A 19,573-nucleotide genomic window follows, 5' to 3' on the forward strand; every position below is an offset into this window, starting at 1 on the left:
TCACCCCTCGGCAAGCATTTGGATCCGTTCCGCTGCGCGCCGTGACAATGCGGTCACAACCAGAAGGAGACACCCCATGAGCGGGCAGTCACAGGATGGGTTCACGCCCACCGGAACCATCGCGACATCGGCCGATCGGCGCCGCGTCGTCTTCGCAACCGTCGTCGGAACCACCGTCGAGTGGTACGACTTCTTCATCTACGCCACAGCGGTCGGACTCGTGTTCGGGCAGCTGTTCTTCGAGCCCCTGGGCGCGAACAGCGCGCTGGTCGCCTTCGCGACGGTCGGCGTCAGCTTCCTCTTCCGCCCGCTCGGCGCCTTCCTCGCGGGGCACTACGGCGACAAGCTCGGGCGCAAGACCGTGCTCATGTGGACGCTCATCCTGATGGGCGCCGCGACCGCGCTCATCGGACTCCTGCCCACGTACGAGACGATCGGGATCACGGCGCCGATCCTCCTGGTGCTGCTCCGCATCATCCAGGGCATCTCCGCCGGCGGTGAGTGGGGCGGCGCGGTGCTGATGGCCGTCGAGCACGCTCCGCGCAAGAAGCGCGGCATCTTCGGCGCGTCGCCGCAGATCGGCGTTCCCCTCGGCCTGCTCCTCGCCTCGGGCGTGATGGCGCTGATGACCGTGATCGCTCCCGGCGCGCAGTTCATGGCCTGGGGCTGGCGGGTGCCGTTCCTGCTCAGCGTGGTGCTGATCCTCGTCGGCTACTACGTGCGTCGCAAGGTCGAGGAGAGCCCGGTCTTCACCGAACTCGCCGCGCGCAAGGAGAAGGCGCAGATGCCGATCGCGCAGCTGTTCCGCAAGCACCTGCTGCTCGTCATCATCGCGGCCCTGGTGTTCGCCGGCAACAACGCCGTCGGCTACATGACCACCGGCGGATACATCCAGGGCTACGCGACCAACCCCGAGGGGTCGATCGGCCTCGAGCGCGGACCGGTCCTCTGGGCTGTCGCGGGTTCTGCCGTCACCTGGCTGCTCACGACCCTTCTCGCCGGATGGCTGTCCGACCGCATCGGCCGTCGTACGACGTACGTCATCGGATGGGTGTTGCAGCTGATCGGTGTGTTCACCCTGTTCCCGCTCGTGAACACCGGCGAGATCGGTCTGCTGTTCGCCGGTCTCGCGATCCTGACCATCGGTCTCGGCTTCACCTACGGCCCGCAGGCGGCGCTGTACGCCGAACTGTTCCCTGCGAGCATCCGCTTCTCGGGAGTGTCCATCTCCTACGCGATCGGCGCGATCGCTGGAGGGGCGTTCGCACCGACGATCGCCACGGCCATCGTGAGTGCGACCGGCTCGACGGACGCCGTCACGTGGTACCTCGCCGGGATGACGGTTCTCGGACTGATCGCCACGCTGCTGCTGCGCGATCGCTCCGGCATTCCGCTCGGACCGGACCACGAGGCGGAGCAGTCCGTCAGCCCGATCCACGGACTCGCGAAGGCCTGACCCGCTCCGGTCTCGCTCTTCGCCCCGTTACGCTCTTCGCCCCGTTGCGGGATCGAAAACGCGCGTCTACTCACTCGTAGGCGCGCGTTTTTGATCCCGCACGCGCTGTTGTGGGCCGGGAGGGGTCAGCCGGCGAGGGAGTCGCGGATGGCCTCGGCCGAACGCCGGAGGCGCGCGGCGATCGCGGCATCATCGAGCGCGGTCGCCACGTGCACGACGGCGATCGCGGCGGGGCGCTGACCTCGGAGCGCGAGCGGTACCGCCACCGACTGCACGGTGGGGATGACCTCGTCGTGGCTGGTCGCGAAGCCGCGGTCCTTCGTCGTCTCGACGTCTGCGGGGAGGGAGGAGGGGGCGCCCGCCGGCCACTCGGCAGGCGGGAGCTGCGCCAGGATGGCCTTGCCCGGTGCGCCGACGGTGACGGGATGCCGGGCGCCGGGGCGCTGCGCGACACTGGCGACCGCATGGCGGGGCTCGACACTCGCCAGCGTGATGCACTCCCCGCCGTCGAGCACGGCGAGGAAGCATGTCATGCCCAGCTCGTTGGCGATCGCGGTGAGCTCGGGGAGCGCTTCGGCCTGGAGGTCATGGGCGACACCGGCCGCGAGCGCCGCCATCCGGGCGCCGAGACCCACGGCCCCCGCGGCATCGCGCGTCACCAGGCGGTGGTCTTCGAGTGTGCGCACCAGGCGGTAGGCGATCGAGCGGTGCACCCCGAGGCGGGCGGAGATCTCGTCGATCGTGAGCGCCCCGCGCGCGTCGGCCAGGACTTCGAGGATGCGGATGCCGCGGCTCAGGGTCTGCGAGGCGGGGGAGGTCTTCGTGTTCTCGGGCATGCGGGTGCTCCCTTGCGATGTGCGGCGCCGCGGGCTACGCTGTGTTCAATAGTAGAACAGCATGTTCGAATATAGAACACAGCGTTCGACGAAAGCAAGACCCGCAGGCAAGACCGACGAAGAAGTCCGGAAGGAATCGACGACGATGCAGTTCCACCACCACGGCTATGTCTCCGCTGACCCGCGCGTGCAGGACGCCGCCGGAATCGGTGCAGACCGGCCCGCCGACATCCCGGACGAGATCGACGTGCTCACCGTCGGCTCCGGTCCCGCAGGCATGCTGCTCGCCGCTCAGATGTCGCAGTACCCCGGCATCTCCACCCGGATCATCGAGAAGCGCGGCGGACGTCTCCCGCTCGGTCAGGCGGACGGCATCCAGCCCCGCAGCGTCGAGACGTTCCAGGCGTTCGGATTCGCCGAGCGGATCATCGCCGAGGCGTACAACATCGGCTGGATGAACTTCTGGGGCCCGAATCCTGACAAGCGCGACGAGATCGTCCGCACCTCCCGGACGTCCGACTACGCCTACGACATCTGCGAGTTCCCGCACCTGATCGTCAACCAGGCGCGCGTCCTCGACTACTTCGCCGAGTCCGCTGCGCACGGCCCCGGCAGGGTCGTCCCCGACTACGGCGTGGAGTTCACGGGCCTCACCGTCCACGACGACGGCGCGTACCCGGTCGAGGTGGGGATCCGCTACGTCGCGGGGGAGCGCGTCGGCGAGGAACGGACCATCCGTGCCCGGTTCGTCGTCGGCTGCGACGGCGCGCGCAGCGGTGTGCGACAGGCGATCGGGCGGACGCACGTGGGAGCGTCCTCGGCGCACGCATGGGGCGTGATGGACGTCCTCGTCAACACCGACTTCCCGGACTGGCGCACCAAGTGCGCGATCAACTCCGAAGCGGGCAACATCCTCCACATCCCGCGTGAGGGCGGGTACCTCTCGCGCATGTACATCGATCTGGGTGAAGTCGCCGACGACGATGACCACCGGGTGCGGCAGACGCCCATCGAGGAGATCATCCGCCGGGCCAACGAGATCCTGCACCCGTACACGCTCGACGTACGCGAGGTCGCCTGGCACAGCGTGTACGAGGTCGGTCACCGGGTCACCGACGGCTTCGACGACGTGATCGACGAATCGGGACGCACCCCGCGGGTGTTCCTGACCGGTGACGCCTGCCACACCCACAGCGCCAAAGCCGGCCAGGGTATGAACGTCTCGATGCAGGACGGCTTCAACCTCGGCTGGAAGCTCGGCTCGGTCCTCACGGGTCGCGCCCCCGAGACGCTGCTGGCGACGTACGGTGCGGAACGGCGACCGGTGGCACAGCAGCTCATCGACTTCGATCGGGAGTGGTCGACGCTGATGGCGCGCAAGCCGGAGGAGATCTCCGACCCCAACGAGCTGGCGACCTACTACCTCGCCACCGCCGAGTTCCCCTCCGGGTTCATGACGCAGTACACCTCGTCCATGATCACCGGAACAGACGCCCATCAGGCGCTCGCGACCGGCTATCCGCTCGGCAAGCGCTTCAAGTCGGCCGAGGTCGTGCGGGTCGGCGACGGCAACGTCATCCACCTGGGGCATCACGCGAAGGCCGACGGACGCTGGCGTGTCTATGCGTTCGGCGACCGCACCGGTGACGCGCTCGCCGCCTGGGCGGAGAAGGCCGAGCCGCTGTTCGCCCGCTTCACCCCGGCCGATGCCGACGTGGATGCACTCTTCGACGTCAAGGCGGTCTACCAGCAACCGTTCGAAGAGGTGGAAGTGACTTCGGCGCCCGCGCTGTTCCAGCCGAAGACCGGCCCCCTCGGGCTCACCGACTGGGAGAAGGTCTACGCAGCGGGCCCCAGCAAGTGGTGCGAGACCGACATCTTCGCGGCGCGTGAGCTGTCGCGCGACGGAGTGGTGGTCGTCGTGCGACCCGACCAGTACGTCGCGGCGATCTTCCCGCTCGATGACACGGCTGCGTTGGCGGACTTCCTCGACGGGGCGTTTCTTCCCGCGGAGTGAGGCGCCGGAGCCTTGCGCTCCGTTTCCCTCTCCGTTTCCCTCTCCGCCTCCCTCTCTGCCTCCAGCGGCAGGCTCCAGCGGCAGGGCGGGCCGGTCCTCCTGAAGGAGAACTCACGAAAAGAAGGAGCGTTCAGGCCATCTGCTCCTTCATGTCGTGAGTTCTCCTTCGTTCGGGGGGGGCGAGCGCGAGCGAGAGGGAAGGGGGACGGTGCACGAGCGGGGAGCGCGAGCGGGAAGGGGTGCGGGGGCAGGGACGGCGCGTGGACATGACACGTGTCATGTCCAGGAGATGACACTGCCCTCCGGACTCCGTTGCCGCGACGGGCGAGGCTGGAGGCATGAACAACTCCTCCGTGGACGAGTCGGCGACGCGGGTCACCGCGCGACCGGCATCCGAGGTCCCGAACGATGATCCCGTGGTGCTCGAACTGCGCGCCGTGAAGCGACACTTCGGCGTGGGCGACCGCCGCGTGCACGCGGTCGATGGTGTGGACCTGTCGATCCGACGCGGTGAGGTGGTCGCGCTGCTCGGCCCCAACGGCGCGGGCAAGACGACCACACTCGACATGCTGCTCGGACTCACTGAACCCAGCAGCGGTACCGTGCGGGTGCTCGGTGTCACGCCCGAACGCGCGACGTCGAGTGGGGCGATCGGGGCCGTGCTGCAGACCGGCGGTCTGCTCGGCGACCTGACCGTGGGCGAGACCGTGCGCCTCATCGCCTCCTTGCACGGATCCGACGCGCTGGGACGGGTTCCCGAGGTGATGGCTCGCGCCGATCTGGATCACCTCTCCCGTCGCCGCGTTGCGAAGTGCTCCGGCGGCGAGCAGCAGCGGGTGAAGTTCGCGCTCGCGATGGTCTCCGACCCGGACATCCTCGTGCTCGACGAGCCCACGGCGGGCATGGACGTCACCGCGCGTCGTCACTTCTGGGACGTGATGCGGGCGGATGCGGATGCCGGTCGCACGATCATCTTCGCCACCCATTACCTCGAAGAGGCAGAGCAGTTCGCTCGCCGGACCGTGGTGATGCACCGCGGCACGGTCGTCGCGGACGCTCCCACCGCGCTGCTGCGTGCAAGCCTCGGAGAGCGCACTGTGTCGGCGACCGTCGCCGAGACCTCGACGGCCCTCGTCGCCACGTTGGTGGCCACGGAGGGTATCGCGGACGTGCGCCTGGACGGTGACCGGGTGAGCCTGCGGGCCGCGGACTCCGATGCCGTCGCCCGCCTCCTCCTCGACCACGGCGCTCACGATCTCGAGATCGCCGCTCCCACCCTCGAAACCGCCTTCACGGCGCTGACGGAGAACTGACATGCTCGTCTCACCCACCATGCTGCGCATCGAAGGCGTCCGCCAGCTGCGCAATCCCTACACGCTCGCGTTCACTCTGGCCATGCCGGTCGCGATGTACCTGCTGTTCGGTGCCGGGATGGGCTACGGCTCCCTGTCCGCCGGCAACGGCAACGTCTCGTTCTACGTGATGACGTCGATGGCCGCCTACGGCACCGCCGTGGCGATGTCTTCGCTCACCTCCCTCGCCGCGACCGAGGCGAAGCAGGGGTGGGGGCGCCAGCTGGCGATGACCCCGCTCACCACTGCCGGCTACGCGGTGACCAAGCTGCTCACCGCCGTCTCCTTCGCGACGCTGGCCCTGCTGGCGGTCTTCACCGCAGGCATGATGACAGGGGCACAGGTCGAGGATGCCTGGCGCTGGGTCGCGACCGCCGGCATCATCCTCGGGATCGGCTTGATCTACGGACTGTTCGGCCTCGGTGTCGGGCTCTTCTTCAGCTCGGACTCCGCGGCGGCGCTCGCCTCCATCTCGATGACGTTCTTCGCGTTCTTCGGCAACGTCTTCATGCCGCTCGACGGCGTGATGCTCGACATCGCTCGGTTCACCCCTCTGTACGGCTTCGTCGCGCTGAGTCGTTGGCCGCTCACGGAAGGCGTGCTCACCACGGGGCAGACCGACGAACTGTGGATGCTGTTCCTCAACGTCGCCGTGTGGCTCGCGCTGTTCGTCCTGCTGGTGACGATGGGAATCAAGCGCTCGCGGGCGCGCCAGTAGCGGTGCGCACCGACAGTAGGTTGGACGGATGACGCAGCACACGAATCCGGATCGCCCGGAGTCACCGGGGCCCTCCCACGAAGCCGCGACCTTCGCGGCGGCGGGTGCGGCCCCGGCGGCCTGGTCGGCTCCCGGCGCACGCCGCGCCACCGGGAAGGACCCGTGGGCGCGGTTCGGCTGGCTGATGGCCGTGATCTGGCTCGTGTTCCTCGTGTACCCGGTCATAGCGCTGGTGCACTCCGAGGCGGCACCGGCCTGGGTCGTCGTCGGCTGGATCGCTCTGTTCGTCTTCGTCGTCCTCTACATCACCGGCTTCATCCACGGCATGCGCGGGGGCGGGGGACTGGGACGCCCACCGTCGAGGCGGCAGTGGGCCACCTTCGCCGCGCTGATCGGTTGCGCGCTGATCTCCGTCCCGGCTGAGGGTGGATCGGCCCTGAGCTTCCTGCCGTTCATCATGTCGTTCGCCTCCTATGGCCTGACCCGTGTCTGGCACTGGATCACGACGATCGGCGCCGTCGTGGTCACCGTGGCCTGCGTCTTCCTCATCCCCGGCGGCTTCACCTACCTCTCCGTGCTCGCCATCGTGGTCCTGCTCGGTGTCGTGAACACCGTGTCGACCTGGCTCATCATCCGTTCCGCGGAGGCGGAGCGACTCGGCCTCGAGCTGGCGACCAGCGAAGGACGCGAAGCCGTCGCCCGCGATGTGCACGACCTGATCGGCCATTCGCTGACCGTCGTCGGGCTCAAGGCGCAGCTGGTGCGGCGACTGATGGACTCGGATCCGGAGCGGGCGAAGGTCGAGCTCGCCGACATCGAGCGACTCACCGCCGAGGCGATCGCGGGTGTGCGCTCGACGGTGGCGGGAGCGCGTGCGACGACGCTCGTGGAGCAGCTCGCGTCGTCGCAGGATTCCTTCCGCGCGGCCGACATCGAGGTGCGGGTCGACGGTGAGCCCGGCGCGCTGTCTCCCGCCCAGGCGCTCACCGCGAGTTGGATCCTGCGCGAGGCGACCACCAACACGCTCCGCCATTCGCGCGCGCGCACGGTGCTCGTACGACTCGCGCCCGGACGCATGATCGTGGAGGACGACGGGGTGGGCATCAGCGGGAGCGAAGGGAACGGCATCCACGGAATGCGCGAGCGCGCGGCGGCCGCGGGCGCAGGATTCGTCATTGGGCCGGCGGGCGCCTCCGGAGGCTCCGGCACACGGGTGGAGGTGACGTGGTGAGCACGTCGCAGGACGGCGGCACGATCCGTCTGCTGATCGCCGACGATCAGGCGCTGGTGCGCGGGGCGCTCGGAGCCCTGCTGGATCTTGAGCCCGACCTCGACGTGATCGGCATGGCCTCCGAGGGAGCAGAGGCGGTGCGGCTCGCGACGGAGCTGCGACCGGATGTGTGCCTGATGGACATCCAGATGCCGGGGATGGACGGCGTGGAGGCGACGCGCCGCATCCGCGAGGCGAGTGCCGGGACGCGGGTGCTCGTCGTCACGACCTTCGCCCGACCGGGCTACCTGCGTTCGGCGTTGGACGCCGGGGCGAGCGGCTTCATCGTGAAGGACACCCCGGCAGAACAGCTCGCGGAGGCCGTGCGTCGGGTGCATGCCGGGCTTCGCGTGCTCGACCCCGTGCTCGCGGCGGACAGCCTGTTCGAGGGAGCCAACCCGCTGAGCGATCGGGAGCAGCAGGTGCTCCGCCTCGCGGCGGACGGACGCTCAGCGGCGGCGATCGCCGCCGAGGTGTTCCTCTCTGCGGGCACCGTGCGCAACCACCTGTCCGCGGCGATCGGGAAGACCGGGGCGGGCAACCGGGCCCAGGCGGTGCGGATCGCACTCGACAAGGGATGGATCTGACGACCCGGACTCCGCTCTGCGGCGATGTCGGTGCCCGCGCGTACCGTGGATGCCGACGGGCGAAGGCGCCCGGGAGGAGGGTGTGATGGACTGGAAGATCGAACTCATTTTCGTGCCGGTGACCGATGTGGACCGGTCGAAGGCCTTCTACGAAAAGGTCGGCTTCCACGCGGACTGGGACCAGACTCCGGTCGAAGGACTCCGCTTCGTGCAGATGACGCCGCCCGGATCGGCGTGCTCGATCGCTTTCGGCACGGGGCTGGGCATCGACCTCGAGCCTGGAAAGCAGAACACGATCCAAGTCGTGATCCCGGATGCGGACGAGGCCCTTGCTCACCTGAAGGGGCTCGGTGTCGAGGCGCGAGGGGTCGACGAACTCGCGTGGGGGCGTTTCGTGTCCTTCGACGATCCCGACGGCAACTCCTGGACGCTGCAGGAGCTGCCCGACTACGGCGCCTAGCGTTCCGCGACCACCAGAGCTCTCGGATCACTCGATGCGGGTGGCGCCTCCGGAGACGACGATGCCGCCCCGCTCCGGGATCGTGACCAGGAGTTCGCTGGGGCGCCCGACGTGCGCGCCCTGGCGGATGCGTGTCGTGGACAGGGGGACACCTCGGTGCCTCAGATACGCTCCCGTCGCTGCGGCCGCGGAACCGGTAGCCGGATCCTCGGTGATGCGTCCGACCGGGAACAGGTTCCTCGCCTCGATCTCGGCGGGGTCGTCGGCATGGAGCACCGTCACTGTCCCGAGCCAGCCCTGATCCCGCATGAGGGCGGCGACGTCGGCCGGGGCGAAGCGGAACTGATGGAACAGCTCCCGGTCCGCCAGGAAGACGATCGGATGCCAGTTGCCCGCGAACGCCTCCTGCACCGGGAATCGCGGATCCAGGTCGGAGGGGAGGAGCCCGAGCAGCGCCAGCAGCCGGTCGCGCACGCCCACTTCGAGATCACGCACCTCCGGCTCCACGCTCGTGAACGACACGGTGACGGTTCCGTTCGCATCCGTCTCCGACTGCAGCGTCACCCTCCCCGCCGCGGTGTCGAAGACCACGGTTCCCGGCCCATCCCGTTCAGCGAGAGCAACCGCGGTCGCCACGGTCGCATGACCGCAGAAGGGCACCTCTGCAGCCGGGGACCAGTACCGCACCCGAACCCGAGGTGCGCCGTCGTGTGAGTCGGTGCCCACCAGGAACGCCGTCTCGGAGAACCCGACGTCCGCGGCGATCCGCTGCATCGTGTCGTCGTCGAGGGCGGATGCGTCGAGGACGACTCCGGCGGGGTTGCCGCCGCCGGGCGCCGCCGAGAAGGCGCTGTATCGCAGGACCTGCGTGTGATCGGGCATGGCGAGGAGCCTACTGGACCGCCGTGGTCAGGAGTTCACGCGAATGATCTCCTGTTGGTACGGGGCGATGACATCCCCGGAGATGCGCAGGTCGAGCAGCAGGAACCGACGCGACGAGGGGTCTTCGGCGGTCCATGCCTCGAGTCGATCTAGGTCGGCGAGGGTGCGCACGACGACACCTTCTGCGCCGACGGCGGCACCGAATGCCGCGAAGTCGACCTCCGGGATGCGCATCGGGGCCTCTGCCAGCCCCTTGAGGCCGTACAGGTTCACCTCGGCACCGTACGCCGCATCGTTCCACACGACGGCCATCCCCCGGCCGCCGGCTGCGCGGACCGCGGATTCCAGGTCGGCGATCGCCATCAGTCCGCCGCCGTCCCCGGAGGTGAGGACGATGGTCGACTCGCGCCGTGCCAGTGCGGCACCGACGACGCTCGGCCAGCCTTGACCGATCGACTGGAATGCGGTGCCGACCATCATCATGCGATCGGGCGCGGCGACCGGCCAGTACATGTTCGCCCATCCGATGAAGTGCCCGCCGTCGGAGACCACGATCCGATCTTCGGGGAGCATCTCGGCGATGCGCCGCGCCGCGGAGCGCGGGTCGAGGCGCCCGTCGGGGGCGAGGTCGTCCCCGTCGTCGTAGGCGCGGGCGGAGGCGACATCGACGCTCTCCCGCCAGGGGTCCGCGACCGTGATCGTGCCGATGCGGTCCACGAGTGCTTCGGCAGCGACTCGCGCGTCCGCGCGGACGAAGCCGCCGACGTGTGCGTGCGTCGCCGCGGGCGCGATGTCGATCTGGAACACCGTCGTGCCCGGCGCGAACAGCTCGCCGAATCGCATCGTGAACTGGTTCAGTGACGCGCCGAACACGACGGCCACGTCGGCAGTGTGAATCAGTTCCATCGCGCCGTCCGCACCGAAGCCGCCGGTCACCCCCAGGTCGTACTGCGTCTCGGGGAACACTCCACGACCGAGGGCGGACGACGCGGTCAGCGCGCCGGTGGCCTTGGCGAGCTCGCCCAGGGCCGTGCTCGCGCCGGAGAGCCAGGCGCCGCGGCCGGCGAGCAGGAACGGGCGTTCGGCACCGGCCAGGGCGGCGGCGATCTGGTCGAGCATCCCCTCGGCGAACTCCCCGCGCGGGGCGAGGGGTGCCGGAACGCGCGGCGACGGAGCAGCGGGCACCTCTCCGGCTTCGAGAGAGGCCACGTCATAGGGGATCGCCAGCACGACGGGAACCCGATACGTGAGGGCGTGCTCGATCGCGATGACGGTGGTGGCCGCGGCGTCCGCACGACCGACGGTATACGTGCGCGCACCGACGGCCGAAGCGAGCGCGATCTGATCGACGTCCCACGGACGGGGGCCCGAGGTGGGTTCATCGCCGACCACGAGCACGAGCGGCACGTGCGCCTGCACGGACTCGGCGAGGGCGGTGAGAGTGTTGGTGAAGCCGGCACCGTACGTCGAGGTGCCCGCGGCGATCCGCCCGGATGCGCGGAAGTGGGCATCGGCGGCGACCACGGCGCCCTGCTCGTGGCGGACGGCGGTGAACGTGGCCTCCGTCTGCTTCTCGAGCGCATCGAGGAAGTAGGCGTTGCCGTTTCCCATCACCCCGAAGACGGCGTCGATGTGCTGGGCGAGGGTGAGGGCGACGTGCGCGGACACGGTGGGCATGCGAAAGCCTTTCGAGACAGGGACGGAGGAACTGCGGGATCCGTATGTGTCTCGCCTCCGCGTCGTCGTGGAGTGCTTCGTGCCTCTTTTTCAGGCACCGGCGTGGCCGGACCCGCCCATTCTACCGGCGGAGGGGTGCCGGCCGATGCGGGAGAATGCTCAGATGACAGATGCATCGATCGAGCGCGAGACGCTCACCTGGGATGGCTTCGGAGCGGCGACGCGTGATCTGGCACGGGACATCCTCGCCAGCGGCTTCGAGCCGGAGGTGGTCGTGGCCATCGCGCGAGGCGGTCTGCTTCCGGCCGGTGCCATCGCCTACGGTCTCGGTGCGAAGAACTGTGGTGCGATCAACGTCGAGTTCTACACCGGGATCGGCACCGTGCTCGATGCGCCCGAGGTGCTTCCGCCGGAGCTCGACATGGCGTACCTCGACGGACGCCGGGTGCTGCTCGTGGACGACGTCGCCGACTCCGGGCGTACGCTCGCGCTGGCCGTGCAACTGCTGAAGGACAAGGGTGCCGACGTGCGGTCCGTCACGATCTACACCAAGCCGTCGACCATCATCCAGCCCGACTTCGCCTGGAAGGACACCGACCTCTGGATCAACTTCCCGTGGTCTTTCCGCGGCACCGTGCGCGAAGAGGATCTCGGGCTGGCGCCCTCGGCCTGATCGCGCGTCACCCGCGCAGCAGCGCCCGAAGCGCCTGGATCGTGTCGGCTTCACTCGGCGACTTGTCGTCCCGGTACCCCTTGACCCGTGCGAAGCGCAGGGCGAGACCACCCGGATAGCGCGGGGAGCGCTGCACGCCGTCGATCGCGATCTCCACGACGATCTCCGGGCGCAGGAACACGGTCGACGCCGTGCGGTGCGACTCGTGCTCGGGGAAGTGCTCGGTCTGCCACTTCAGCACCTCATCGGTGAGGCCCTTGAACGTCTTGCCGACCATGACGAACCCGCCGGGGTCGCCGAACTCGCCTTCCGGGTCGCGGGCGCCCAGGTGCAGGTTCGACAGCCAACCGCGACGGCGGCCGGAACCCCACTCCGCGCCGAGGACCACCAGATCGAAGGTCAGCACGGGTTTGACCTTGACCCAGGACTTGCCTCGGCGACCGGCCGCGTAGGGGGCGTCGATCGCCTTGACCACGACTCCCTCATGGCCCGCGGCGAGGGCCTCGCGCGAGAGACGTTCAGCGGCCTCCGCATCGGCGGTGACGAGCCCGGGCATCCGCCAGTCGCCGGCCACGCGTTCCAGCTCTGCCAGCCGCACGGAGAGCGGCTCGTCGAGCAGGTCGCGCCCGTCCACGTGCAGCACGTCGAAGAACCACGGCCGCAGCACGAGGTCTCTCGACACCTCGGCCCCGAACCGCGACATCGTCTCCTGGAACGGGCGCGGCCCTCCGTCTTCATCGAGCGAGAGCGTCTCGCCGTCGAGGATGACATCGTTCACCGGAAGCGCACGCACGATCTCGACGAGCTCCGGCACACGGTGCGTGATGTCGGCCAGACTCCGGGTGTAGACGCCGACGTCGTCTCCCTGACGGTGCACTTGGATGCGGGCGCCGTCGAGCTTGTACTCGACCGACGCCTCACCCGTGATCTCCAGCGCAGCAGTCGTCGTCGCCGCCGTCGCCGCGAGCATCGGGAGCACGGGGCGCCCGACCTGCAGTCCGACGGACTCGAGGTCTTCTGCGCTTCCCGTGAGGGCGATGCGGGCGGTCTCACCGAGGTCGCCCGACAACATCGCCGCGCGGCGCACGACGGCGGCCGGACGGTCGGAGGCCCGCGCGATCGCATCGAGGAGCACTCCCGACAGGGCCCCGGTGCGCAGCTCGCCGAGCATCGCGCGAACCAGGAAGTCCCACTCGGCGGCGGTGGCGCGCGCAGCCAGATCGACGAGGATGCCGGTGCGGGCGGCGGCCGAACCGGAACCGGAGGTCGTGGCGAGCACGTCGAGCGCGGCATCGACGTCGCCGACGCTCAGCGAGGGATCGTCGGCATGCGTGATGTCGAGAGCCGTGAGTCCGCGCCATCCGACGCCGAGCCGGCCCTGCCGCGGCGAGGCGAGCAGGAGACCGATCAACGCGGGGAGCTCGGATGGTTCCGCGCGCGCGAGAAGGTCGGCCAGGGCGTCGATCTTGGCGAGCCGGGACGACGTGGCCCCGACGCGATCGGCTGTGGTGACCAGCTCTGCGAGCATCATCTGGGCATTCTCGCACCGGCGTCCGACAATCGCGCGGTGCTCAGGGGAGACCTGAGGGGCCGGGGAGAGCGCGAGCGACCGTGGGCGTCGGTGCGTCCGGAGATGTCCGAGGCGCATGCCAGAATGAGGCGCATGATCGTCGAGACCGCCACGCTGGGCAGCCGTGCGGTCGGCGAGGCGCTCGATCTTCCCGAACTCGACGGCGACCGTTCGCTGCGAATGCTGCTGCGCACGCTCGTCGAGCAAGGGCTCGTCGCGTACGAGGCGCATCGTTCGCGTTCGGCTCTGCTGCACATCCTCACGCCCGCCGATCTGGTCGAGGGCGCGTCCACAGGCCGCTACGGGCGCGAGCCTCGCGAACTCCCTGCTCCTCCGGCCTTCGATACCGCCTACATCCGCGCGGTCGAGGCGTTCAACGACGAACTCTTCTTCGCCTTTCTGGACGATGTCCGGATCACCGACCTCGACGACATCGTCACGATCGAACCGCGATCCCGCCTCCGGCTGGTGCGGCTGGTCGCGCTGACGGGATAGGGAATCAGTTGCTGACCGCCGAACAGGCCAACGAAGAACTGCAGAAGAAGTGCTCCTGTGATCACAAGGGTCGACGTCCGATCCGTGCGAGCGGCATCCTGGCACCACGCCTCGCTCAACGCATCGCGGAGAACCTGAACGATCGGTCGGGAGACTTCGACGCCGTCGTCCGCGAGGAGCGCAAGCAGCAAGCGGCGGCACTCGCCACCGAACTCGATCAGCTCTCCGACGGGAAGCTCCGCAAGGTCCTCGTCGCCCTGTGCCCTCCGCTCGGCACCGAGCTGGCGGCCTGGTGGGAGAAGGCGAGGTCCGAGCGCTCCGCCGACCCCCTGTCGTCGAGGTGGGCGACGCTCGTCACACTGCTGAAGCACGTCAACCACTACCCACATCCGGTCGAGTGGCAGGCGACCTGGCTGGTGTACTTCGGGGAGTACACGCCGCTGGGCGAGGTCTTTGCCTCGGCGCTCGATGCCGGTAATAGCGAGGTGCGACGCATCCTCATCGACAGCCTCGAGGGCACGCATCCGGTCGGCGGCCCGTCACGGGAGGGCTACCGATCGCTGCTGGCGGCGCATGACCTCGCGGCGTGGGAGTTCGTCGGCAGGCAGCTACTGGAGGCAGGGCGGGCCGAGGGGCTGCGGCAGACGATCCTTGAAGCGGCCTCCGGTGGTCACCCCGATGCGTTCGCATTGCTGCTCGAGCTCGTCGTCGAGAACGACCTCGTGCGGTTCTCCAGCACGATCCGCGCGCTTACGGAGTGGGTGCAGGAGCCGTTCGACACGCGACGGTCCGCTCAGGCTGCAGAAGCCCTCGCGACGCTTGCGAAGGTCATGCGAACCCCTCTCTCGACCGAGCAGCTGCGTACAGGTTCGCCTGCCGAGGCATTCCTCGGCCTGTGGGCGCTCGCGTTCCGCGACGTCGAGGCGACCATCGCCGCAGCCTCCGTGCTCCTCGCCGAGCCCGATGCGGGGAAGCGTCTCGCCGCGGCGCGGATCCTCGTCATGCTCGCTCGTCCCGCCGCCGCCGATGTGCTCGCGACGGCCTTCGCGGATGAAGACCTCGCGGTGTTGCGCACCGCGCTGGGGGGCTGGTGGATCGACGGTGGCTTCGTGCGCGGGCCGGCTCCGCTCTCGGAGGGTGCCCTGTCCACGCTGCGAGAGCGCGCGCACCAGATAGGGGTCTCGCAGAACATCGACACGGGAATCCTGGCCCCTCGCATCGAGGCGCTGAAGCGGGCGGACCTCGTCGACCTCCTCACGGCGGCTTCCGGCCCCGATGACATCGACCTCACGATCGCCTCGGCGGACGCGCGCCGCTACGCGGTGGCGAAGTTCGCCAAGAACCCGAGCAAGTATCGTGCGGAGCTCTTTGCTCTTGCACTGGACGCCTCCTGGCACGTGCGCACCCCAGCTCGCGTTGCCCTCGAGGTCGATGAGATCACTGGTGCGGAGGCGCTGCTGCTCGAGAAGGCCCTGACGCGCAAGACCGATGACATCCGGAAGACGGCGCTCCGACTTCTGCAGAAGCAGACCCCCGAAGACGTGCGAGCGACACTGGGACGCCTGCGCGCCGGGAAGCCCGAGCAGCGACGCGCAGCCGATGAGCTCGCCGAACTCGCGGGGCTCACGGGGAGCGCCGCGGGAACGCCGCCGACGGACGCGGCGGCGCCGAAGAACGCGGCACCGAAGGACGCCCCCGTCGCCGGCGCGGGCGAGTCGTCGGCCACCGCGCAGCGGCCCGCGCTCCTGCGCTATGGCGTCGAAGACCGCACCCCTGCCATCCGTCCGACCCCGCCGCCGGCATCGCAGTGGGCGATCTACCACCCGGGCGCCCGGCGTATCTGGCAGTCGCTCGGTGCCTGGCTCGACGAGCACGCGAATGTCGAGGTGCACACGCGCGGGGGAGTGGAGCTTCTCTCCAACATCACGAGTATCGCGCGAAACGACGACGGATCGATGCCACTCGAGGCCCTCGTGCAGCCGTGGTGGGAGCGCGTCAGCGGCGAGCTGGTTGACGGCGGTGTCGAACTCGTCCTCCTCCGGCTGCTCCGTGCCGGCGGAGACGCGCGGGCGCGGCAGGTACTCGGAGACCTGGGGGAGGAGACCGCGACGACGACCAGACAGCTCCGCGTCGCTCTGCTCGGACATCTGGCTCGCCGGGAATGGCGGCCGACCTGGGTGGAGCCGGTGCTCGACCTGATCGAGCTGGAAGCATCGGAGCTGCCGAGCGGAGCGCTCATCGGCCCGCGGAATGTGCGGTTCAACGAGGATCGCGCGCGCGTCGGATCCGATCCACGCGAGAACCTCGTCACCGTCGATCTCGCGCGCGGCTATCTGGATTCCGCCGTGCTCGACGACGGGCAACTGACGCGGTTGTGGCGGACGCTCCGCTTTCTCGACGAGCCGGAGGGCGCCGTCGATCAGTGGGACGGACCGCGGGTCGAGCTCACTGATCCGTCCCGGTGGGGCGTGGTGGAGATGGTCGTCGATCAGCCATTCCGGTTCCGTCCACCTGTCAACATCGTGACCGAGGCGTTCGAGCGGGGCATCGCCAGCCGTGCGGACCTCGTCGACCTCGTCGTGACCCGGCCCGCGCTGCGCTGCGAACTCCGCAACGGCGACACGAACCCCCTGGCGCAATTCAGCGGGATCACGTCGGCCTCTCCTCAGGTTCAGGCGGTCGTGGACGGCGTACAGCGCGCGGTGGTCGACCTCGAGCTTCCCCGGGGTGAGTTCGAGACGCCGTTCTCGGAGATGGCCATGTCGCTGCAGCGGGCGACCGGTGCCGAGAGCCTGGTCGCCGTGCTCCGCGCGCTGGGGCGTCGCCCCTTCGTGCGTCGTTACCTGTACGCCAAGGAGCGGGAGGGCGTGTTCTCGTACCTCGTGCGGATCCACCACCCCGCCGCCGACGACACCGCCGAGACCGTGGCCCGCGCCTTCGCCGGCGCGAAGATCCCGGAGAGTCGGATCATCGAGACCGCGATGTACTCTCCGCAGTGGGCGCAGCTGTTCGAGGAGTACCTCGGCTGGCCGGGGTTCGCTTCTGCGGTCTGGTGGATCCACGCGCACACCCCGGTGGACGGGCACGAGATCGGAATCCGGATCCGCAAGGAGCGATCGAGTGAGATCCAGCGGCGCACCCCGGTGTCCGAGGAGGATCGCGAACGAGGCAGCTCCGACGTCGAGTGGTTCTCGCGGATGCACGCGGAGCTGGGCGACGACCGGCTCGATCGCATCCTCAAGGCGGCGAAGTACGCGTCGTCGGCCGGGCAGCACACGCAGGCGGAGCTGTTCGCGAACGTGCTGCGTGGCCGGACCGGTGAAGACGAGCTGCTCCCGCGCATGCACGAGAAGCGGCACCAGGATGCCGTCCGCGCCTACGGCCTGCTGCCGTTGTCGGGCGATCCGGACGAGCTGCTGCGCCGCTACGAGGTACTTCGCGGCTTCGTCCGTACGGGCAAGACCTCCGGACCGCAGCGTCGCGCGGCCGAGACGGCGGCGGTGCACACCGCGCTGGAGAACCTCGCGCGCGCGGCCGGGTACCGTGATCCGCAGCGTCTGACCTGGGCGATGGAGGCGAGGACCTCCGCAGATCTCGGCCGCGGTGCCGTCACCGCCGTCGACGGCGATGTGACGGTGAGCCTGAGCATCGACGACCTCGGCCTGCCGGTCCTCGAGGTCGACCGCGCCGGGAAGACGCTCGCCGCGGTGCCGGCGAAGAGCCGCAAGGTGGACGAGATCGCGGCCCTGATCGCTCGCGCACGCGAGCTCAAGAAGCAGACGCAGCGGATGCGCGAATCCCTCGAGGCCGCCTGTGTGCTCGGTGACGTCATCGATGCGGAGGAGCTGGCACTCCTGCAGGCGCATCCCGTCCTGGGCCGCATGCTGCCGGAACTGGTGATGGTCGACGGTGAGGGTCGGGCCGGATTCCTCAGCGCGGCAGGAGACGAGCTCGTGCTCGCCGACGAATCGGTGATCCGTGCCGTCGGGGGTCTGCGCATCGCTCATCCGCTGGATCTGCTGGCGAGCGGCGATTGGCCCGATCTGCAGCACGCGGTCATGACCCGCGGTCGGCCGCAGCCGTTCAAGCAGGTCTTCCGCGAACTGTACGTCCTCAACGACAACGAGCAGACCGAGCAGGGTATCTCGTCGCGGAGGTATGTCGGCCACCAGCTCGATTCGCGTCGGGCCTCCGCGCTGTTCACCTCTCGCGGTTGGGTGCGCGACTACGGGTTCGGCTACGAGCGCACCTTCCACAACGAGAAGATCACCGCGTTCTGCAACACCTCGGGTGGTTGGGGGACCCCGGGCGAGGTCGAAGAGGCCGTGACCGACGACGTCCGGTTCGGGCACGTCGGTTCGCGTCTCGCGATCCCGCTGTCGGAGGTCCCCCCGCGGGTGTTCTCCGAGGCGATGCGAGACCTTGATCTCGTGGTGTCGGTCGCCCATGTGAGCGGTGTCGACCCGCAGAGCTCAGAGTCGACAATCGAGCTGAGAGCGCGCATCGTCGACGAGACCTGCCGGCTCCTGGGAATGCGGAACGTCGAGACCGACGGGCATCACGTGCGCATCAAGGGCGCGCTGGGCACGTACTCGGTGCACCTCGGATCGGGCATCGTGCATCGCATCCCCGGCAACACGCTGTTCATCATCCCGGTGAGCGCGCAGCACCGTGGGCGGGTCTTCCTCCCGTTCGTCGACGATGATCCGCGGACGGCGGAGATCGTGTCGAAGGTCGTGATGCTCGCCGCCGACGACAAGATCAAGGACCCGACGATCCTGAGTCAGCTGGTGCGCTGACCGGCGCGCTCAGTACCCGCGGAACTCCGGCTTCCGCTTCTCCTGGAAGGCGGCGAAACCTTCACGGTAGTCGGAGGTGTCGCAGAGGGCGGCCTGCGCGGCGTTCTCGATGCCCACCGCATCCCACAGCGTGAGCCGCTCGTCTCGGATGCGGGCGACCAGCTCCTTGCTCGCGAGGAAGGCTGCGGTGGCTCCGCGCGCGGCGGCGGCAGCGGCATCGGTCGTCGCCTGCACGACCTCGTCGTCGGGGAAGACGCGGGAGAAGAGGCCGGACGCCACGGCCTCGGCCCCGCTCATCAGGCGCCGCGTGTAGATCAGGTCGAGCGTCTTGTGCGCGCCGAGCCGGTCGAGGAAGAGTGCGTGGCCGCCGGAGTCGAGCGTCGCACCGAGCGCCGCGAATGGGGAGCCGACCTTCGCCGACTCGGCCACGTACACGACATCGGTCGCGATCAGGAGACCGAGCCCCACGCCGAGGCAGGCGCCGTGGGCGACCGCGAACGTCGGGGCGGGGAACCGGGACATGCGCTGCAGCAGCGGCGTCACGAGGCCGCCGAGGTAACCGAGCACATCGTCGTCCCGGGGGTCGACCCCGGAGATGTCACGGCCGGCGCAGAAGGCGCGCCCCTCTCCGCGGAGCACGAGCGCCCGCACCCCTGCGCCTTCCGCCTCGATGTATGCGGATTCCAGTTCGGCGAGGGCCCGCTCGTCGAGCGCATTCAGCTTCGACGGCGCGTTCAGCACGATCGTCGCGACGTCGTCGGCGATGGCGAGGTCGATCATG

15 protein-coding genes are annotated in these 19,573 nt (G+C 69.3%); 10 read left to right on the forward strand and 5 right to left on the reverse strand.

Annotation, left to right across the window (positions count from 1 at the left end):
- The first annotated feature begins 76 nt into the window (after positions 1 to 76).
- Positions 77 to 1,456 (forward strand): MFS transporter, encoded by a 1,380-nt coding sequence (locus L978_RS09300; protein WP_047522694.1) that lies wholly within the window; start codon positions 77 to 79, stop codon positions 1,454 to 1,456.
- Between the two features lie 125 nt (positions 1,457 to 1,581).
- Here L978_RS09300 and L978_RS09305 read toward each other — a convergent pair whose 3' ends face one another.
- Entirely contained in the window at positions 1,582 to 2,292 is a 711-nt protein-coding gene (locus tag L978_RS09305) for an IclR family transcriptional regulator (protein ID WP_047522697.1), read from the reverse strand.
- Positions 2,293 to 2,437: 145 nt separating this feature from the next.
- On the opposite strand from L978_RS09305, the gene L978_RS09310 reads away from it, so the two are divergent.
- The 6 genes from L978_RS09310 to L978_RS09335 all read left to right on the forward strand — a co-directional run bounded on the left by L978_RS09310 (position 2,438) and on the right by L978_RS09335 (position 8,696).
- The gene (locus L978_RS09310) at positions 2,438 to 4,309 is read left to right on the forward strand and encodes an FAD-dependent monooxygenase (RefSeq protein WP_047522699.1); all 1,872 of its coding nucleotides are present in this window, start codon (positions 2,438 to 2,440) and stop codon (positions 4,307 to 4,309) included.
- Between the two features lie 338 nt (positions 4,310 to 4,647).
- Complete coding sequence (locus tag L978_RS09315) at positions 4,648 to 5,622, forward strand: ABC transporter ATP-binding protein (RefSeq protein ID WP_081996988.1); 975 nt, start codon at positions 4,648 to 4,650, stop codon at positions 5,620 to 5,622.
- Position 5,623: 1 nt separating this feature from the next.
- Complete coding sequence (locus L978_RS09320) at positions 5,624 to 6,379, forward strand: ABC transporter permease (RefSeq protein WP_047522701.1); 756 nt, start codon at positions 5,624 to 5,626, stop codon at positions 6,377 to 6,379.
- A 28-nt stretch (positions 6,380 to 6,407) separates the two neighbouring features.
- The gene (locus tag L978_RS09325) at positions 6,408 to 7,610 is read left to right on the forward strand and encodes a sensor histidine kinase (RefSeq protein ID WP_047522703.1); all 1,203 of its coding nucleotides are present in this window, start codon (positions 6,408 to 6,410) and stop codon (positions 7,608 to 7,610) included.
- Entirely contained in the window at positions 7,607 to 8,236 is a 630-nt protein-coding gene (locus L978_RS09330; RefSeq protein ID WP_047522746.1) for a response regulator, read from the forward strand. Before L978_RS09325 ends, L978_RS09330 begins: the two co-directional genes overlap by 4 nt.
- An 85-nt stretch (positions 8,237 to 8,321) precedes the next feature.
- Positions 8,322 to 8,696 (forward strand): VOC family protein, encoded by a 375-nt coding sequence (locus L978_RS09335; RefSeq protein ID WP_047522708.1) that lies wholly within the window; start codon positions 8,322 to 8,324, stop codon positions 8,694 to 8,696.
- A gap of 27 nt (positions 8,697 to 8,723) precedes the next feature.
- Here the strand turns inward: L978_RS09335 and L978_RS09340 are convergent, their stop codons facing one another.
- Both L978_RS09340 and L978_RS09345 read right to left on the reverse strand, forming a co-directional pair.
- A complete protein-coding gene (locus L978_RS09340; RefSeq protein WP_047522709.1) occupies positions 8,724 to 9,578 on the reverse strand; it encodes a PhzF family phenazine biosynthesis protein in 855 nt (284 codons plus the stop codon).
- 27 nt (positions 9,579 to 9,605) lie between these two features.
- A complete protein-coding gene (locus L978_RS09345; protein WP_047522711.1) occupies positions 9,606 to 11,255 on the reverse strand; it encodes a thiamine pyrophosphate-binding protein in 1,650 nt (549 codons plus the stop codon).
- A 163-nt stretch (positions 11,256 to 11,418) separates the two neighbouring features.
- Between L978_RS09345 and L978_RS09350 the strand changes: the two genes are divergently transcribed.
- Positions 11,419 to 11,928: a phosphoribosyltransferase gene (locus L978_RS09350; RefSeq protein ID WP_047522748.1), complete on the forward strand. Its 510-nt coding sequence runs from the start codon at positions 11,419 to 11,421 to the stop codon at positions 11,926 to 11,928.
- Between the two features lie 7 nt (positions 11,929 to 11,935).
- On the opposite strand, the gene L978_RS09355 is transcribed toward L978_RS09350, so the two are convergent.
- Positions 11,936 to 13,459: an ATP-dependent DNA ligase gene (locus L978_RS09355; protein WP_047522713.1), complete on the reverse strand. Its 1,524-nt coding sequence runs from the start codon at positions 13,457 to 13,459 to the stop codon at positions 11,936 to 11,938.
- Positions 13,460 to 13,591: 132 nt separating this feature from the next.
- Between L978_RS09355 and L978_RS09360 the strand changes: the two genes are divergently transcribed.
- Both L978_RS09360 and L978_RS09365 read left to right on the forward strand, forming a co-directional pair.
- Complete coding sequence (locus tag L978_RS09360) at positions 13,592 to 13,993, forward strand: hypothetical protein (protein WP_052193490.1); 402 nt, start codon at positions 13,592 to 13,594, stop codon at positions 13,991 to 13,993.
- Between the two features lie 8 nt (positions 13,994 to 14,001).
- Positions 14,002 to 18,792, forward strand: a complete 4,791-nt coding sequence (locus tag L978_RS09365) for a DUF5724 domain-containing protein (RefSeq protein ID WP_047522719.1) — start codon at positions 14,002 to 14,004, stop codon at positions 18,790 to 18,792.
- Positions 18,793 to 18,801: 9 nt separating this feature from the next.
- On the opposite strand, the gene L978_RS09370 is transcribed toward L978_RS09365, so the two are convergent.
- Positions 18,802 to 19,572 carry an enoyl-CoA hydratase/isomerase family protein gene (locus L978_RS09370; protein WP_047522721.1) on the reverse strand — a complete coding sequence of 257 codons (771 nt, stop codon included), beginning with the start codon at positions 19,570 to 19,572 and terminating at the stop codon, positions 18,802 to 18,804.
- Between the last annotated feature and the right edge of the window lies 1 nt (position 19,573).

Origin of the sequence: Microbacterium sp. ZOR0019, assembly GCF_000800925.1 — a bacterium.
Lineage (GTDB): Bacteria > Actinomycetota > Actinomycetes > Actinomycetales > Microbacteriaceae > Microbacterium > Microbacterium aurugineum.

What these genes read in the sequence shown, in the direction of transcription:
- L978_RS09300 (WP_047522694.1), top strand. Translation starts at nt 77, where the DNA reads ATGAGCGGGCAGTCACAGGATGGGTTCACGCCCACCGGAACCATCGCG.
- L978_RS09305 (WP_047522697.1), bottom strand. Translation starts at nt 2,292, where the DNA reads ATGCCCGAGAACACGAAGACCTCCCCCGCCTCGCAGACCCTGAGCCGC.
- L978_RS09310 (WP_047522699.1), top strand. Translation starts at nt 2,438, where the DNA reads ATGCAGTTCCACCACCACGGCTATGTCTCCGCTGACCCGCGCGTGCAG.
- L978_RS09315 (WP_081996988.1), top strand. Translation starts at nt 4,648, where the DNA reads ATGAACAACTCCTCCGTGGACGAGTCGGCGACGCGGGTCACCGCGCGA.
- L978_RS09320 (WP_047522701.1), top strand. Translation starts at nt 5,624, where the DNA reads ATGCTCGTCTCACCCACCATGCTGCGCATCGAAGGCGTCCGCCAGCTG.
- L978_RS09325 (WP_047522703.1), top strand. Translation starts at nt 6,408, where the DNA reads ATGACGCAGCACACGAATCCGGATCGCCCGGAGTCACCGGGGCCCTCC.
- L978_RS09335 (WP_047522708.1), top strand. Translation starts at nt 8,322, where the DNA reads ATGGACTGGAAGATCGAACTCATTTTCGTGCCGGTGACCGATGTGGAC.
- L978_RS09340 (WP_047522709.1), bottom strand. Translation starts at nt 9,578, where the DNA reads ATGCCCGATCACACGCAGGTCCTGCGATACAGCGCCTTCTCGGCGGCG.
- L978_RS09345 (WP_047522711.1), bottom strand. Translation starts at nt 11,255, where the DNA reads ATGCCCACCGTGTCCGCGCACGTCGCCCTCACCCTCGCCCAGCACATC.
- L978_RS09350 (WP_047522748.1), top strand. Translation starts at nt 11,419, where the DNA reads ATGACAGATGCATCGATCGAGCGCGAGACGCTCACCTGGGATGGCTTC.
- L978_RS09355 (WP_047522713.1), bottom strand. Translation starts at nt 13,459, where the DNA reads ATGATGCTCGCAGAGCTGGTCACCACAGCCGATCGCGTCGGGGCCACG.
- L978_RS09360 (WP_052193490.1), top strand. Translation starts at nt 13,592, where the DNA reads ATGATCGTCGAGACCGCCACGCTGGGCAGCCGTGCGGTCGGCGAGGCG.
- L978_RS09370 (WP_047522721.1), bottom strand. Translation starts at nt 19,572, where the DNA reads ATGATCGACCTCGCCATCGCCGACGACGTCGCGACGATCGTGCTGAAC.